This window comes from Litorivita pollutaquae (genome assembly GCF_003205515.1).
GTDB classification, from domain to species: domain Bacteria; phylum Pseudomonadota; class Alphaproteobacteria; order Rhodobacterales; family Rhodobacteraceae; genus Litorivita; species Litorivita pollutaquae.
This window is the reverse complement of sequence record NZ_KZ826483.1, coordinates 20,157-35,057: the sequence shown is the minus strand read 5'-3', so window position 1 is coordinate 35,057 and position 14,901 is coordinate 20,157. Positions and strand designations below refer to the sequence as shown.

Genomic DNA, 14,901 nt, shown 5'->3' with positions numbered 1-14,901 from the left:
ATTGGGAAACGGCTTTGCACGCGCGCGACACATCCGGCGTTCACCTGTCAGCTTGCCCCCCGCGCGCAGCCTTCATATAAGCATGCTCGAACCACAAGGGGGCGGCACATGAGCTTTACGCAATCGCATCTTCTCGGGATCGAACCCCTGAGCCCTGCCGATATTACTGCCCTGCTGGATTTGTCCGAAGCATATGTTGATCTGAACCGCTCCGAGGAAAAACATTCCCAAGCTCTCACCGGCCTGACCCAGATCAACATGTTCTTCGAAAACTCCACCCGCACGCAGGCCTCATTTGAATTGGCCGGCAAACGTCTTGGCGCCGATGTGATGAATATGTCGATGCAGGCTTCATCGATCAAAAAAGGCGAGACGTTGATCGACACGGCGCTGACCCTGAACGCGATGCATCCCGATTTGCTCGTCGTGCGCCACCCGCATTCCGGTGCGGTGGATCTGTTGGCGCAAAAGGTCAATTGCGCGGTGCTCAATGCCGGTGATGGGCGTCATGAACACCCGACACAGGCTTTGCTGGATGCGCTGACGATCCGGCGCGCCAAAGGCCGCCTTCACCGTCTCAATATCGCGATTTGCGGCGATATCGCCCATAGCCGCGTCGCACGGTCCAACATCATGCTTTTGGGCAAGATGGAGAACCGCATTCGTCTGATCGGTCCGCCAACATTGATGCCGTCGCAAATTTCCGAATTTGGTGTCGAGGTCTATGAGGACATGAAAGAGGGGCTGGAGGGCGTCGATGTGGTGATGATGCTGCGCCTGCAAAAAGAACGCATGGACGGCGGTTTCATCCCGTCAGAGCGCGAATATTACCACCGCTATGGATTGGACGCGGAAAAATTGGCCTATGCCAAAGAGGATGCCATCGTCATGCACCCCGGCCCGATGAACCGCGGCGTCGAAATCGACGGCACCATCGCCGATGATATCAATCGGTCGGTGATTCAAGAACAGGTCGAAATGGGTGTTGCCGTGCGCATGGCCGCGATGGATGCCTTGGCCCGCAACCTGCGCGCACGGCGCTTCAATTCCCGCGCGGCAATGGGAACATTGGTCTGATGGCAGCGGCCGTTTCAAATATAGACCCGCTCGATATCCGAGCCGGAGAACACGGCACCTTGCGGGTGTTCGACGTCAACCTGCCCGATGCCATGGCCGCGAATCTGGCCGGATCGCCCGCCGAACGCGAAAGCGCACTTGGCGTGCCCATCACCGATACCAATCGCACCGAAATGTTTGATGTTGCCAGCCTTGGCGATCTGGGGCTTTGGCAATATTTGAGCGAAGGCTTGGGGATTGACCGTGACGACGTCAACGCCCACCGCGAACCCTTGGGAAATATTGCGGGCTATGTTCTGCTGTTGCGCGCGGGTGCCGTCACCGGCCCTGCGCGGCTCGCGCCGATTGACGGGCTGCGCCTTGTGGCGCTGCTTCACGAAGAGCGCCCGCAACTCAGTTTCGAGAAAATCTACTCATCATCGAGCGAAGGGATCCTCGCGCCGGGGCAAGAACAAAACGGCACGGCCGCGCCCCTGCCCGACTTGCGCCCCTTGCGTCGGTGGCTCGGGCTTATAACGCTCGGCGGGCTGGTTCTCGCTGGCGTGGTCTGGAGCCTGCTGTGACCACCGCCCGCGACCGCCTCCGGTTTTTTGGCCCTCGACGCCACACGCAAAAGGATTGCACATGACGCCCGCCCAAACCACGCTTTTGATCAACGCGCGCCTGATTGATCCCGAGGCACAAACCGATCACACCGGATGGCTGTTGATCACCGCAGAGGGTACCATCGCGGAGACGGGGACGGGCGCGCCGCCCAAGGCCGACCAAGCCTTTGATCTGGACGGCAAGTGTCTTGCCCCCGGCATCATCGACATCGGCGTCAAAGTCGGCGAACCCGGCGAGCGCCATAAGGAAAGCTTTCGCTCCGCAGGTATGGCGGCAGCGGCGGGCGGGGTCACCACGATGGTCACCCGCGCCGACACCACCCCCGTGATCGACAGCCCCGAAGTGTTGGAGTTCGCCACCCGCCGCGCCAATGAGGCCGCCCCGGTGCGGGTCTTTTCCATGGCCGCCCTGACCAAGGGCCGCGCCGGACAGGAGATGACTGAAATCGGGTTTTTGATGGATGCCGGCGCAGTGGCCTTTTCGGACGGTGACCGTGTGACCACGAACACCAAAATCTTCAGCCGCGCCCTGACCTATGCCCGCAGCCTCGGCGCGTTGGTCATTGCCCACCCGCAAGAACCGATCCTGTCGAAAGGTGCCGCCGTAACCTCGGGGAAATTCGCCTCTTTGCGCGGTTTGCCCGCCGTTTCGCCGATGGCCGAACGCATGGGATTGGACCGCGACATTGCCCTGCTTGAGATGACGCGCGCGCGCTACCACGCCGATCAAATCACCACGCGCCGCGCCTTGCCCGCCTTGGAGCGCGCTAAAAACAACGGCCTCGACATCACCGCAGGCACCTCGATCCATCACCTGACCTTGAATGAATTGGACGTCGCGGATTACCGCACGTTCTTTAAGGTCAAACCGCCGCTGCGCGAAGAAGAAGACCGGCTTGCCACGGTCGAGGCCGTCGGCAGCGGCCTGATCGACATCATCTCATCGATGCACACACCGCAGGATGAAGAAAGCAAACGATTGCCGTTTGAAGAGGCCGCATCGGGCGCGGTGGCTTTGGAAACCTTCCTGCCCGCCGCTTTGCGGCTTTATCACGATGGATCGCTCAGCTTGCCACAGCTTTTCCGCGCCATGGCGCTCAATCCGGCGAAACGATTGGGCCTCGCCTCAGGGCGTCTCGCCAAGGGCGCTCCGGCGGATTTGATCGTCTTTGACCCTGACGCACCCTTCATATTGGACCGCTTCGCGCTGCATTCAAAATCCAAGAACACGCCCTTTGACGGTGCAAAAATGCAAGGCCGCGTCCGGGCCACATTGGTCGGCGGCATGCCCGTCTTCGGAGCATTGTGATGCTGCCTCAGCTGACCACCAGTATCGCCGCGCTTGGCCTATGGGCCGCGTTTGGATATCTGCTCGGCGCGATCCCGTTTGGCATGGTGCTGGCGCGTGTGATGGGCCTTGGCAATCTGCGCGACATCGGATCGGGCAACATCGGCGCGACCAATGTTTTGCGCACCGGATCAAAAAAGGCCGCCGCCGCGACGTTGATCCTTGATGGAGGCAAAGGCGCGGTGGCGGTTTTGCTGGCGCGGGCCTTGGCCGGTGAGGATGCCGCGCAAATCGCGGGCCTCATGGCCTTTATCGGTCATTGTTTTCCTGTCTGGCTTGGCTTCAAAGGCGGCAAAGGCGTTGCGACCTTCCTTGGCCTGTTGCTCGCGCTGTTCTGGCCCGCCGGATTGGCCGCCTGCGCCACATGGTTGGCGACTGCCGTTGTCACGCGAATCTCGTCGCTGTCGGCCTTGGTTGCGGCCGTTCTCGCACCGATCTGGATGGGGCTATTGGGCGCGCCGCAGGGCGTCGCCTTGGTGATGGCTCTGGCCGCCTTGATCCTGTGGCGGCACAGCGCCAATATCGCGCGGCTGCGCAGCGGCGAAGAGCCAAAGATCGGCAAGAAATAAGCCAGCCACGCGCAAAAGCCGCCCGACCGGAATGGCCGTTTATCAGTTATCCAGCCCACTGAGAGTGAGGAACTGACCGGCGCGTAGCTACCCCAAAAACGAAAAAGGCCCCGACGATGATCGGGGCCTTTTCATACCTGTGGTGCGATAGGATCAATAAGAGTATTCGGCGTAAATCCGGCTTAAATCACCATCCCAATCGCCATTGTATTGATCAAGCAACTCGTCTGCGGGCGTCTTGCCGCTGTCCAGACTTTCCTTAAGTGTGTTGAGGAAATGCGTCTCGTCGGGGATCAAACCGCCTGCGCCCTCTTTGGCGCGTGCTTTTAGACCCGCGTCGGACAAGGCCACAACCTCGCGCGCCAGATCCATCATCTTCACGCCGTGTGTGTCGGCTTGCAATCCGTCAACGGACGCCGCCACCCGCAATGCTTCGCGGGTTTCCAGATCCCAGCCCTTGGCCAAATCCCATGCCGCATCGAGGCTGTTTTGATCATACATCAAACCGGTCCAAAGCGCAGGCAGCGCACAAAGCCGCCGCCACGGACCGCCATCGGCGCCGCGCATCTCCATGTATTTCTTGATCCGCGCTTCGGGGAAACAGGTGGTCAGATGATCGGCCCAATCGCTCAGGGTCGGTTTCTCCCCCGGCATCGCAGGCAATTCGCCGCGCAGGAAATCGCGGAACGATTGGCCCAGCGCGTTGTTATACTGCCCGTTGCGGTAAACGAAATACATCGGCACATCGAGCGCATAATCAACGTATTGCTCGAACCCGAAGCCGTCATCAAAAACAAAGGGCAAGGTGCCGGTGCGGCTGTCGTCCAGATCGCGCCAAATCCGCGAGCGCCATGATTTATGGCCGTTCGGTTTGCCCTCGAAAAACGGCGAATTGGCAAACAGCGCCGTCGCCACCGGTTGCAATGCCAAAGCCACGCGCAGCTTTTGCACCATGTCGGCCTCGGAGCCGAAATCAAGATTGACCTGCACCGTGCAGGTGCGGCGCATCATCGAGGTGCCCATGGTGCCGACGGTGCCCATATAGCTGTCCATCAATTTATAGCGCCCCTTGGGCATCAGCGGCATTTGCTCATGCGTCCAAACCGGCGCCGCGCCAAGCCCGATAAACCCGACACCGACCTTGTCGGCGATGTCTTTAACATCCTTCAAATGCGCGTTCACCTCGTCGCATGTCTCGTGGATCGTGCACAAAGGTGCCCCCGACAGCTCCAACTGCCCACCCGGTTCAAGGCTGACATTGGCACCGTTTTTCTCAAGCCCGATCAGCTTGCCGCCCTCTTCGACCGGCGCCCAACCATGCCCGTCGCGCAGCCCCTCAAGCACCGCCAGAACCGACCGCGTGCCCTCATAGGGGATCGGCAAAAGATTATCTTTGCAGTAACCGAATTTCTCGTGTTCGGTGCCGATGCGCCAATCGTCTTTGGGTTTGCACCCAGAGGAAAGATATTCTGTAAGCTGCGATCGGTCTTCGATAATACCGCCACCGGATTGGGGAATGGACATGGGGCAGGTCTCCGTCTTGGGGCGTGTTGGATGGTCTCGGATGCGAAAACAATCGCGGCGGACAAATAATGACGTCTAGGGCACGACAAACAGCCACGACACGCTTGGTCAAACCGTCGCGCGCATCGCAGCCTTTGATCCTTCAAGAGGTGCCGCGAAAATTCACCACTGTCAATGCAAGGTCGGGCGGACAAGAGGCGCGGTCGGCAACGGACGCTGCCAGATCAGGAAATGCGCCTTGCCCTGTTCCGGTGCGGGGCTGCGCGAGGCGCGGATCACATTTTCGTATGATGCCCCCGAAAATCCTGCCAGCGCATCGATCAAACGATCCGCACCCAACGCATCGGCCGGAATGCGCGCGGGCGGATGCCCCATGCGCCTGAACACCCAAATCATATCGCCCGCCACAGCGCCTTCCGGGGGCGGTGCAATCTCGATCTCGATCCGGTTGACCTCGGACAGCACCACAATCGCGCCGCCCTCGCCGGCGAGGTAACTCAACTGCCGCTCGTCCAACTCAACCAACCCCGGCGCCACGCCCGCGCCGCCACGCGACGCAATCCGCGCCCTTTGCCATCCGGTCACCGCAAGCCCGGCCCCAAGCAAAAACAACAGCGCCGCCATGATCCACACAAGCCCCGCCGCACCGGCCCCGATGACCAAGGCACATGCCATCATCACCCCGCCAATGATCACATCGCGCCACCGCGCGACGATAACTTGGGCTTCGGGGCGAATAAAACTCATCCCCAATCCCCCAATGCCTTTTGCCACAAAGCCATTGCCGCCACCGCTGCCGTATCGGCGCGCAGGATGCGGGGGCCGAGGCTGACCGGATGGGCGAATGGCAACGCGTGCAGGCGCTTGCGCTCGGCCTCTGAAAACCCGCCTTCGGGGCCGATAAGGATTGCCCATGGCGCAGCGGCATGGGTTTGCGCCGCAAGCGCGTTTGCCTGTCCGGCCATCGCTTCGTCGCAAAACATCAATTGCCGCCCCTCGGGCCAATGATCCAAAAGCGCGCCCAGCTTGGTCAATTCCGCCACCTCGGGCACATAAGTGCCGCCGCATTGTTCGGCGGCCTCAACCGCGTGGGCTTGCAGGCGATCAACGCGGATGCGTTCGGAATTGGTGTGATCCGTTTGTACCGGCATGATTTTGGCCGCGCCCATTTCGGCGGCTTTCTCGACGATGAAATCGGTGCGGGCCTTTTTGATTGGCGCAAAAACCAACCACAGATCGGGGGGCATCTGCTGCGGCTTGGTTTGGCTGGCAACCTGCAACATCCCGCCGCGTTTGCCCGCTTCGGTCACCTCGGCCAACCATTCGCCATTTTGCCCGTCAAACAACAGCACCCCGTCCCCGACGCTGCGCCGCATCACCCCGAAAAGGTAATGCGCCGCCTCCCGCGTCAAAGGAACCGATTGCCCCGCGCCGAGGGCATGTTCTACATAGAGCCTGATTTTCGCGTCCTTCATACGGCGCAATGTAAGAGCGGGGCCCGCCATATGCCAGAGACGAACGACACTTCCACGCCAGATCCCGCAGGACAGACCGCAGGTGACGTCCCCGCTCACGGGTCAAATGGCCAAGTCGCCGATGCCGTGCGCGGCAATTGGGTCGACCGCTATGCCCCTGCGGCCGCCCGTCCCTATTTGCGATTAAGCCGCGCCGACCGCCCGATTGGCACATGGCTTTTGCTTTTGCCCTGTTGGTGGGGATTGATGCTCGCCATGCTGCATGACGGGCAAGCCCGGTGGGAAGACGCGTGGATCGCGCTTGGCTGTGCGCTTGGCGCATGGTTGATGCGCGGTGCGGGGTGCACATGGAACGACATCACCGACCGCAATATCGACGCAAAAGTCGAACGCACCCGGTCGCGCCCGATCCCCTCGGGACAGGTCAGCCCCAAGGCCGCCGCAGCCTATATGGGCGCGCAGGCCTTGATCGCTTTGGCGATTTTGCTGACATTCAACGGCGCGGCGATTGTGCTTGGCATTCTGGCGCTGGTGCCGGTGGCGATCTACCCCTTTGCCAAACGCTTCACATGGTGGCCGCAAGTGTTTCTTGGCTTTGCCTTCAACTGGGGCGCTTTGCTGGCTTGGACCGCCCATAGCGGATCCTTACAATGGCCCGCCGTGGTGCTCTATTTTGCGGGCATGGCGTGGACGCTGTTTTATGACACGATCTATGCCCATCAAGACACCGAGGATGACGCTTTGATCGGCGTCAAAAGCACCGCACGCCTCTTTGGCAGCACCACGCCGAAATGGCTCGCGCGGTTTTTGGTGGCGACCGTTGGCTTAATGGGGTTGGCCATTTTGCTGTCCGGTCTCGACAACCTCAGCCCGCTGGCCTTGATTCTCGCGCTTGGCGGACCTTGGGCCATGGGGTGGCATATGGTTTGGCAGATGCGTAAATTCGACGCCGAAGACAACGCGACCTTGCTCATGCTGTTTCGGTCGAACCGCGATACCGGCTTGATCCCCTTGCTGTTTTTCGCCGTTGCGCTCTTCGTATGATTGAAACCCGCCCCTTCGGGGCGTAAGTAGCGTGGCAAACCACTGGGGAACTCTAATCTGATGCGCCTGTCCTCCATCATTGTTTTCGCCTCTGCCTTCGGTGTCGCCGCCGGCGCCTGCCTCGTCGCGGCCAGCTTCGCAGTGACCTTGATCGAAGACAGTTCCGAGATTGGCGTGCGCGATGCCTTGGACGACGCGAATATGGCGTGGGCCGAAGTGCATGCGGACGGGTTGCAGGTTTTTCTCACCGGCACATCGCCTTCCGAAGTGCTCCGGCTCAGCGCGCAGACCAGCGCGTCCGCCGTGGTTGATGCAGCACGGGTGATCAACAACATCGAAGTGACCGCCACCCGTAAGTTGGCCGCGCCGCATTTCTCCATCGAGATCTTGCGCAATGACAGCGGTGTGTCGCTGATCGGGTTGGTCCCGGCCAGCACCGACCGCGAGGCTTTGGTCAAGACCATCACCACGCTCGCCGGCAGCAGCGGCACAGTGACAGATCTTCTCGAAACCGCCGATTATCCGATGCCGGACGGTTGGAGCGATGCGCTCGACTATGCCGAACGGGCGCTCAAAACCCTGCCGCGGGCAAAGATTTCCGTCGATGCAAACCGCGTCGCAATCACCGCCATGTCCGACAGCCCCGCCGAAAAGCGCAAGCTGGAAACCGACCTGCGCCGCCGCCTGCCCGGAGATCTAAAGCTGGAATTGGCGATCTCGGCGCCGCGTCCTGTGATCACGCCCTTTACCTTGCGTTTCCTGATCGACGAATCCGGCGCGCGGTTTGATGCCTGCTCGGCCGATACGCCCGAGGCAAAAGAGCGAATCCTGCGCGCCGCCAAAAACGCCGGATTGAAATCCACGCCGGAATGCACCATCGGGCTTGGTGTGCCCTCGCCCCGTTGGGCCCGCGCCGCCGAAACCGGCATCAAAGCTTTGACCGAGCTGGGCGGCGGCAGCTTGACCATGGCAGATGCAGATATCTCGTTGATTGCCGCGCAGGGCACGGCACAGGCCGCTTTCGACCGCATCGTCGGCGAAACCGAAGCCGCCCTCCCCGAGGTCTTCGCATTGAGCGCAACCCTGCCACCGGCGCCCAATGCCGGTGACCAAGGCCCACCCGAATTCGTTGCCACCCGCAGCCCCGAAGGGTTGGTGCAACTGCGCGGCCGTGTCACCGATGAGCAAACCCGCACCATCGCAGACAGCTTTGCCAAGGCACGGTTCGGTTCTGCCGCGGTTTATTCGGCTGCCCGCATCGACGACACCTTGCCACGCGGCTGGGCCTTGCGCGTGCTGGCGGGCATCGAAGCCCTGTCGAAACTCTCCAATGGCGCGGTCACCGTCACGCCGCAAAACATCACGGTTTCGGGCAACACCGGCAACCCGACGGCCAGCGACGAAATCTCGCGGCTCTTGGCCGATAAGATCGGCGAAGGCGGCGATTTTTCGATCAATGTGACATATCAAAAGCAACTCGATCCGGTTCTGGGTCTGCCGACACCGGATGAATGTGAAGCCGAAATCAAAGACATTCTCGCCACCCGTAAGCTCAACTTTGAACCCGGATCCGCAACTCTGGATGCCTCGGGCAGCGCCATCATGCAAGACATCGCCGAAGTCCTGAAACGGTGCGGCGACGAGATCAAAATGGAGATTGGCGGCCACACAGATAGTCAGGGTCGCGAAAGCATGAACTTGCAACTGTCCCAAGATCGGGCGCAAGCGGTCTTGAACGAATTGCGCAGCCGCCGGCTGCTGACGTCCGGTTTCACGGCCAAAGGCTATGGCGAAACCTCACCGGTTGCAGATAACGATACCGAAGATGGCCGCGAAGCAAACCGCCGGATCGAATTCCGTCTGATCCGGCCGGAGCCCGTCAAACCCGTACAAACCACGCTTGAGGCGGCGGAGGCAGCAGCAGACAGCGATGCCGAATCCCCCACGGTCCTGCCCGATGACGAGGGTGGCGACACCGGATCCGGCGACGAAGACGGGCCCGCCGACACGGCGCCGCCCGAAGAACAAAGCGACAGCAATTAATCCCGTGACGCGGGAGAGACAACCAACCTTCGCGCATATTTCGCCCGCCAACGGCAGCGCGCACAGGACAAGATTACGCAAGATCAAGGGCCAGACATGAACAGAACCGAATTCATCATCGCCACCGCGATCATTCTCTTTGTCGCCTTTTGCATGGGCTGGTTTGCCTATTGGGTGATCCATCGGTTCACCCGCGTGTCGAAATCCGACATGGGCGAATTGGAGAAAATGGCGCAGGATCTGCATGAAGCCGAAGAAACCCGCGATCAGGCGATACTTTACTTGCAGCAGCGCGAAGCGGAATTGAGCAATCAATTGGCCCAAACCGAAGCCGAGCTTTCGGCTGCGATGGACGGTCTACGTGATGCGCGCCAAGAGGCCGAAGAACTGCGCGCATGGATCGAGAAAAACAACCTCGGATAGTCCAGCCGCAAGCGCCCCGAACCATCAAAATCCGGGGCTGCCATGCGCAAGACCCGCATTCGGGGTGCTAACATATGCGGGCGCAAACATATGCCGCTGGCCCGAAACCGCGCGCAAGCGAGGTGGCTCAACGTCCCAAAAACCGCTGTGATGATACCCTACCACCGACGCAAAGCGTCTTCATCCTCACCCCGCGCCGCAACCCATTGCGCCCCGTCCTTGAGATGTTCTTTTTTCCAAAATGGCGCGCGCGATTTCAGGTAATCCATCAAAAACTCGGCGGCCTCAAAGGCATCCTTGCGGTGGCGGGCCGCCGTGGCGACCATCATGATTTGATCGCCGGGGACGAGCCGCCCAAATCGGTGAATGATCTTAACCCCGCCGAGGGACCAGCGCCCCATCGCATCGGCGGCAATGGCTTCGAGAGCTTTGGCCGTCATACCGGGATAATGTTCGATTTCCATTGCTTCGAGCCCGCCGTCCACATCGCGCACGACACCGGTGAAGCTGACAATGGCGCCCATATCGGCAAGGCCGGTGCCAAAGCTGTCAAGCTCGGCCCCCAAATCGAAGGCGGCCTCTTGCACCTGCACCATGGCCGTGTCCGTCATCGCTCAACCGCCCGTCATCGGGGGGAAAAACGCCACTTCGCGCGCATCACCGAGCGGCGCGTCGAAATCTGACAGCTCTTGATCGACCGCCACACGCAGGGCGCTCAAATCGGCGAAGGCAGCCTCATAGCGCTCCTCACGCGCCACAAGCTCCGCCACCAGATCCCGCACCGTCTCCGCCGAGGTTTCAACCCGCTCTTTGGGGAGGCCGATCCGTTCGCGCACCCATGCAAAATAGAGAACGTCCATCGCGTCAATCCTTTAGATACGGCAGCGATTTGCGCAGGTAGTCGACCCCCGTCACAAAGGTGAGAAACGCCGCAATCCACAAGAGCCAAAGCCCCGCGTGACCGGCCCAAACCATCCCCGTCATTTTCCACTTCAAGCCGAGAATATCCTCTTCATGGCCATCCAGAATGTCGCGCACCATGGCGCTATCCATGCCGAAAATCGACATACCGAAATAATGCTCGAACACGCCTTGTGCAAAGATCACCGCAATCGCAACCATTTGCGTCGTGGTCTTCCATTTCGCCAATTTCGTGACCTTCAGCGTGCCCGCCGTGTCGCCCAGATATTCGCGCAGCCCCGAGACAAACACCTCGCGAAACAAGATCACCGTAGCAGGCAATACAAGCCAAGGCGACAGAGACGAATAGCCAATGATCACCATCAAGGCGATGACTACCATCGCCTTGTCGGCAATCGGATCGAGCATCGCGCCCAGTTTGGTTTCTTGACCCCATGCACGCGCCAGATATCCGTCAAACCAATCGGTAACCGCCGCCCCCGTAAAGAGTAAAAGCGCAAACCAATCGGCATAAGGTCTCGTGAAATAAAGAAACATCACGGCAACACCCGGTGCGGCCAGCAACCGGATGACGGTGAGAATATTGGGCAGGTTCCATGTCATGTCCCATTCCTAACCCGTCTTGCAGGCAGAGGGAAGATGGCGCACGCCAGCGCCGGAAACAGAAATCTCCGCAGAGGCGAGGAACTCGCAACCATGGCCGCCGGGCTGCCCCCCGCGCCGCAGGAGGACAAAGGCATTTATCGCCAACGGCAAGCCCGATATGATCGCATTGGCCGGCATCGCCATGGCAATGCAAACTGCCCCACGCGCACATCGCGCGTCAGTAGGCATGCGAGAGAATGCGCCCGAGTGCGATAAGGACCGCATATTAAAACGACGCGGTTTCGCCCTATGACAGTCAGCCTTTTTCGTGGAAGAACGCATAAATCGTTTCGGCCAACGCGTTTGACACGCCGTCCACAGCCTTGAGATCCGCCAGCCCTGCGCGGCTCACCGCCTTGGCCGATCCGAAATGCGCCAAAAGCGCCCGTTTGCGCGCCGCGCCAACGCCCGGCACCTCGTCCAAGGGCGTCGCGCCGATGGCTTTGCTGCGTTTGGCGCGATGGGTGCCAATGGCAAACCGGTGCGCCTCGTCGCGCAGCCGCTGCACAAAATAAAGCACCGGATCATTGCGTTGCAACGCGAAGGGTCGTGCGCCGATGCGGTGAAACTCTTCCTTGCCATGATCCCGGTCGACGCCCTTGGCCACGCCCACCATCGCAATATTGTCGACCCCGTGCTGGCGCATGATCTGCGCCACGGCAGAGACCTGCCCCGCGCCGCCGTCAATCAACAAAAGATCCGGCCACATGCCATTGGTGCGGTCGGGGTCTTCCTTTTTCAACCGCTTGAACCGGCGGGACAACACCTCTTTCATCATGCCGAAATCATCACCCGGTGTCAGATCATCGCCGCGAATGTCAAACTTGCGGTATTGGTTTTTCATCATACCCTCGGGACCGGCAACAATCATCGCGCCCACCGCATGGGCACCCTGAATATGGCTGTTGTCATAGACCTCGATGCGCTGCGGCGGGCCCTCCAAATCAAAGGCCTCCGCCAGCCCCTTCAATAATTTGATCTGAGTTGCACCTTCGGCCATGCGCCGAGCAAGGCTTTCGCGGGCGTTGCGTAACGCCCCATCGACCAATTCGGCTTTCTCCCCCCGCTGCGGCACCAATATCTCGACCCTGCGCCCCAACCTCTCGCTCAACGCCGCTTGCATCAGATCCAAATTTTCAATCGGATGCGACAGGATCAATTGCTTTGGCGGTTCTTTGCTGTCGTAAAATTGGCCGATGAAGGCTTCAAGCACCTCTGGTGCCTCCATATCTATGCCGATTCTCGGGTAAAAATCACGATTGCCCCAATTTTGGTGGGCGCGGATGAAGAACACTTGCACGCAGGCCTGTCCCCCTTCCATATGCAGCGCGATGATATCACCCTCTTCGACGGTGCGCGGGTTAATTCCCTGCACCGTTTGCACCGCAGTCAAGGCTTTGATCCGATCACGCAACGCCGCCGCGCGTTCAAATTCCATCGCCTCTGATGCGGCCTGCATATCCTTGGCCAACCGGTTTTGAATCTGTGTCGAACGCCCCGACAAAAAATCTTTCGCATCCGCTACGCTTTGCGCGTAATCGGCGTTCGCAATCATCCCGGTGCACGGACCGGAGCAACGTTTGATTTGATATTGCAAGCACGGCCGCGTCCGTCCGGCAAAATCGCTATCAGAACAATTGCGCAACAAGAACACCCGCTGCAATTGCGTCAAGGTCCGGTTGACGGCACCGGCGCTGGCGAAGGGTCCGAAAAACGTGCCTTTGCCCTTTTTGGCGCCGCGATGCTTGCTGATCCGCGGATATTCATGCGCCGATAGCATAATATTGGGGAAACTTTTGTCGTCGCGCAACAGCACATTGTAATGCGGTTTCAACTGCTTGATCAGGTTCTGCTCAAGCAAAAGCGCCTCGGTTTCCGTTTTGGTGGTCAGGAACATCATCGACGCGGTTTCGGAAATCATCCGCGCAATGCGCGCCGAATGACCGGTCCGCCGCGCGTAACTTGACACCCGCGCCCGCAGGTTACGCGCCTTGCCAACATAAAGCACCCGCGCCTGCGCATCGAGCATGCGGTAAACCCCCGGCGAACTGTCCAGCCGCTTCAGGTAGTCCGCAATCAACGCATGGCCGGTCAAAGGCTGCGCAGGCGTATGTTCAGATGCTTCGCTCATAAGGCCCTAGATATGATTCTTATCCGCCCCCTGCAATCTCCTCACCAGAAGAGCAACAGAAAACCTGTCCACCTTTTCTGTGGATAACTCTGTGCGTAGTCCTGCGTGACGTGGAATTTTCCCTTCATTTTAGGCGGCCTTGCGGAATTGCACAAAAAACAGGCGGATAGATAAGCATTTGAAATATATAAATATATTTTTATACTCTTGCCAAAATACTGAAAACATTGAAGTTTTTGTAACACTAACGTTACGCGGCCGGCCTAGGTGCACAACTTGACGCGGGGGGCTGTGACGCAGGCTATTCCACGCCCAAAACATCAGGCGTCTGCCAGCCCAAATGCTGCCCGCCATCGACGCACAGCAGCTGCCCCGTGACGGCAGGCGCATCAAGGAAATAGCCCAAAGCCGCCGTAATATCCGCCGGATTTGCCCCCCGGTGTAGCACCGTTGCGGCCCGCTGGTCATCGAAATGTGCCTTGGTTTGCCGCGCGCCCCGCAAGGTCGGGCCCGGCCCGATCGCATTCACCCGCACACGCGGCGCCAGCGCCTGCGCCGCCGTCTGTGTCAATGTCCAAAGCCCCGCCTTCGCCAAGGTATAGGACATAAATTCCGGCGTCAGCTTGCGCACCCGCTGATCCACCATGTTGATCACCAACCCTTGGGCCACCGGTTCGCCATGGGCATCCATACCCGGCGCGGGGATCGCATCGGCCATCGCCTGCGTCAAGACAAAGGGCGCGCGCAGATTGCTCTCGAAATGCCGGTCCCATGTGGTTCGCGTGGTGCTTTCGATGTTGTCATATTCAAAAATCGACGCATTGTTCACAAGGCACGTGATCGGCCCGCCCAACGCGGCAGCCGCCGCAGGCAACAAATGCTGCACCTCGCCCTCGTTAAGAACATCGGCCTTGATTGCAATAGCATGACGCCCCAGATCGCGAATTTCGCGCACCACATCTTCGGCCTCGGCCTTTGAGCGGGCGTAATGCACGGCCACATCAAATCCGCGATGCGCCACATATATCGCCATCGCCCGGCCAAGCCGTTTTCCCGCTCCGGTAATCAAAGCGCGTGGTTGGATCTCTTGCATCAT

General features: G+C 59.9%; 15 protein-coding genes. 7 read left to right on the top strand and 8 right to left on the bottom strand.

The window, feature by feature from the left end; translation table 11 throughout:
* Window positions 1–108: 108 nt before the first annotated feature.
* The 4 genes from DI396_RS06730 (at window position 109) to plsY (ending at window position 3,599) form a co-directional block, all read left to right on the top strand.
* Window positions 109–1,077 carry an aspartate carbamoyltransferase catalytic subunit gene (locus DI396_RS06730; RefSeq protein WP_110795441.1) on the top strand — a complete coding sequence of 323 codons (969 nt, stop codon included), beginning with the start codon at window positions 109–111 and terminating at the stop codon, window positions 1,075–1,077.
* Window positions 1,077–1,640: a hypothetical protein gene (locus DI396_RS06725; RefSeq protein ID WP_110795440.1), complete on the top strand. Its 564-nt coding sequence runs from the start codon at window positions 1,077–1,079 to the stop codon at window positions 1,638–1,640. The genes DI396_RS06730 and DI396_RS06725 overlap by 1 nt, the downstream gene beginning before the upstream one ends.
* Before the next feature lie 61 nt (window positions 1,641–1,701).
* Window positions 1,702–2,991, top strand: a complete 1,290-nt coding sequence (gene pyrC, locus DI396_RS06720) for a dihydroorotase (protein WP_110795439.1) — start codon at window positions 1,702–1,704, stop codon at window positions 2,989–2,991.
* Window positions 2,991–3,599: a glycerol-3-phosphate 1-O-acyltransferase PlsY gene (plsY, locus tag DI396_RS06715; protein ID WP_407936299.1), complete on the top strand. Its 609-nt coding sequence runs from the start codon at window positions 2,991–2,993 to the stop codon at window positions 3,597–3,599. The genes pyrC and plsY overlap by 1 nt, the downstream gene beginning before the upstream one ends.
* 153 nt (window positions 3,600–3,752) lie before the next feature.
* On the opposite strand, the gene DI396_RS06710 is transcribed toward plsY, so the two are convergent.
* The 3 genes from DI396_RS06710 to DI396_RS06700 all read right to left on the bottom strand — a co-directional run bounded on the left by DI396_RS06710 (window position 3,753) and on the right by DI396_RS06700 (window position 6,598).
* Window positions 3,753–5,123, bottom strand: a complete 1,371-nt coding sequence (locus DI396_RS06710) for a glutamate--cysteine ligase (protein ID WP_110795438.1) — start codon at window positions 5,121–5,123, stop codon at window positions 3,753–3,755.
* A gap of 171 nt (window positions 5,124–5,294) precedes the next feature.
* On the bottom strand, window positions 5,295–5,870 hold the full coding sequence (locus DI396_RS06705; RefSeq protein ID WP_110795437.1) for a hypothetical protein: 576 nt from the start codon (window positions 5,868–5,870) through the stop codon (window positions 5,295–5,297).
* Window positions 5,867–6,598 (bottom strand): 16S rRNA (uracil(1498)-N(3))-methyltransferase, encoded by a 732-nt coding sequence (locus DI396_RS06700; RefSeq protein ID WP_110795763.1) that lies wholly within the window; start codon window positions 6,596–6,598, stop codon window positions 5,867–5,869. Before DI396_RS06700 ends, DI396_RS06705 begins: the two co-directional genes overlap by 4 nt.
* A 30-nt stretch (window positions 6,599–6,628) precedes the next feature.
* On the opposite strand from DI396_RS06700, the gene ubiA reads away from it, so the two are divergent.
* The 3 genes from ubiA to DI396_RS06685 all read left to right on the top strand — a co-directional run bounded on the left by ubiA (window position 6,629) and on the right by DI396_RS06685 (window position 10,108).
* The gene (gene ubiA, locus DI396_RS06695) at window positions 6,629–7,642 is read left to right on the top strand and encodes a 4-hydroxybenzoate octaprenyltransferase (RefSeq protein WP_235851774.1); all 1,014 of its coding nucleotides are present in this window, start codon (window positions 6,629–6,631) and stop codon (window positions 7,640–7,642) included.
* Between the two features lie 60 nt (window positions 7,643–7,702).
* Complete coding sequence (locus DI396_RS06690) at window positions 7,703–9,685, top strand: OmpA family protein (protein ID WP_110795436.1); 1,983 nt, start codon at window positions 7,703–7,705, stop codon at window positions 9,683–9,685.
* A 96-nt stretch (window positions 9,686–9,781) separates the two neighbouring features.
* Window positions 9,782–10,108 carry a hypothetical protein gene (locus DI396_RS06685; protein ID WP_110795435.1) on the top strand — a complete coding sequence of 109 codons (327 nt, stop codon included), beginning with the start codon at window positions 9,782–9,784 and terminating at the stop codon, window positions 10,106–10,108.
* A gap of 158 nt (window positions 10,109–10,266) precedes the next feature.
* Here the strand turns inward: DI396_RS06685 and DI396_RS06680 are convergent, their stop codons facing one another.
* From DI396_RS06680 to DI396_RS06660, 5 genes are all read right to left on the bottom strand, one after another.
* On the bottom strand, window positions 10,267–10,719 hold the full coding sequence (locus DI396_RS06680) for a molybdenum cofactor biosynthesis protein MoaE (protein WP_235851773.1): 453 nt from the start codon (window positions 10,717–10,719) through the stop codon (window positions 10,267–10,269).
* A 3-nt stretch (window positions 10,720–10,722) separates the two neighbouring features.
* Window positions 10,723–10,968 (bottom strand): molybdopterin converting factor subunit 1, encoded by a 246-nt coding sequence (gene moaD / locus DI396_RS06675; protein ID WP_110795434.1) that lies wholly within the window; start codon window positions 10,966–10,968, stop codon window positions 10,723–10,725.
* A gap of 4 nt (window positions 10,969–10,972) precedes the next feature.
* On the bottom strand, window positions 10,973–11,632 hold the full coding sequence (pgsA, locus tag DI396_RS06670; RefSeq protein ID WP_110795433.1) for a CDP-diacylglycerol--glycerol-3-phosphate 3-phosphatidyltransferase: 660 nt from the start codon (window positions 11,630–11,632) through the stop codon (window positions 10,973–10,975).
* 298 nt (window positions 11,633–11,930) lie between these two features.
* Complete coding sequence (uvrC, locus tag DI396_RS06665; RefSeq protein WP_110795432.1) at window positions 11,931–13,805, bottom strand: excinuclease ABC subunit UvrC; 1,875 nt, start codon at window positions 13,803–13,805, stop codon at window positions 11,931–11,933.
* A 301-nt stretch (window positions 13,806–14,106) separates the two neighbouring features.
* A complete protein-coding gene (locus DI396_RS06660; RefSeq protein WP_110795431.1) occupies window positions 14,107–14,901 on the bottom strand; it encodes an SDR family oxidoreductase in 795 nt (264 codons plus the stop codon).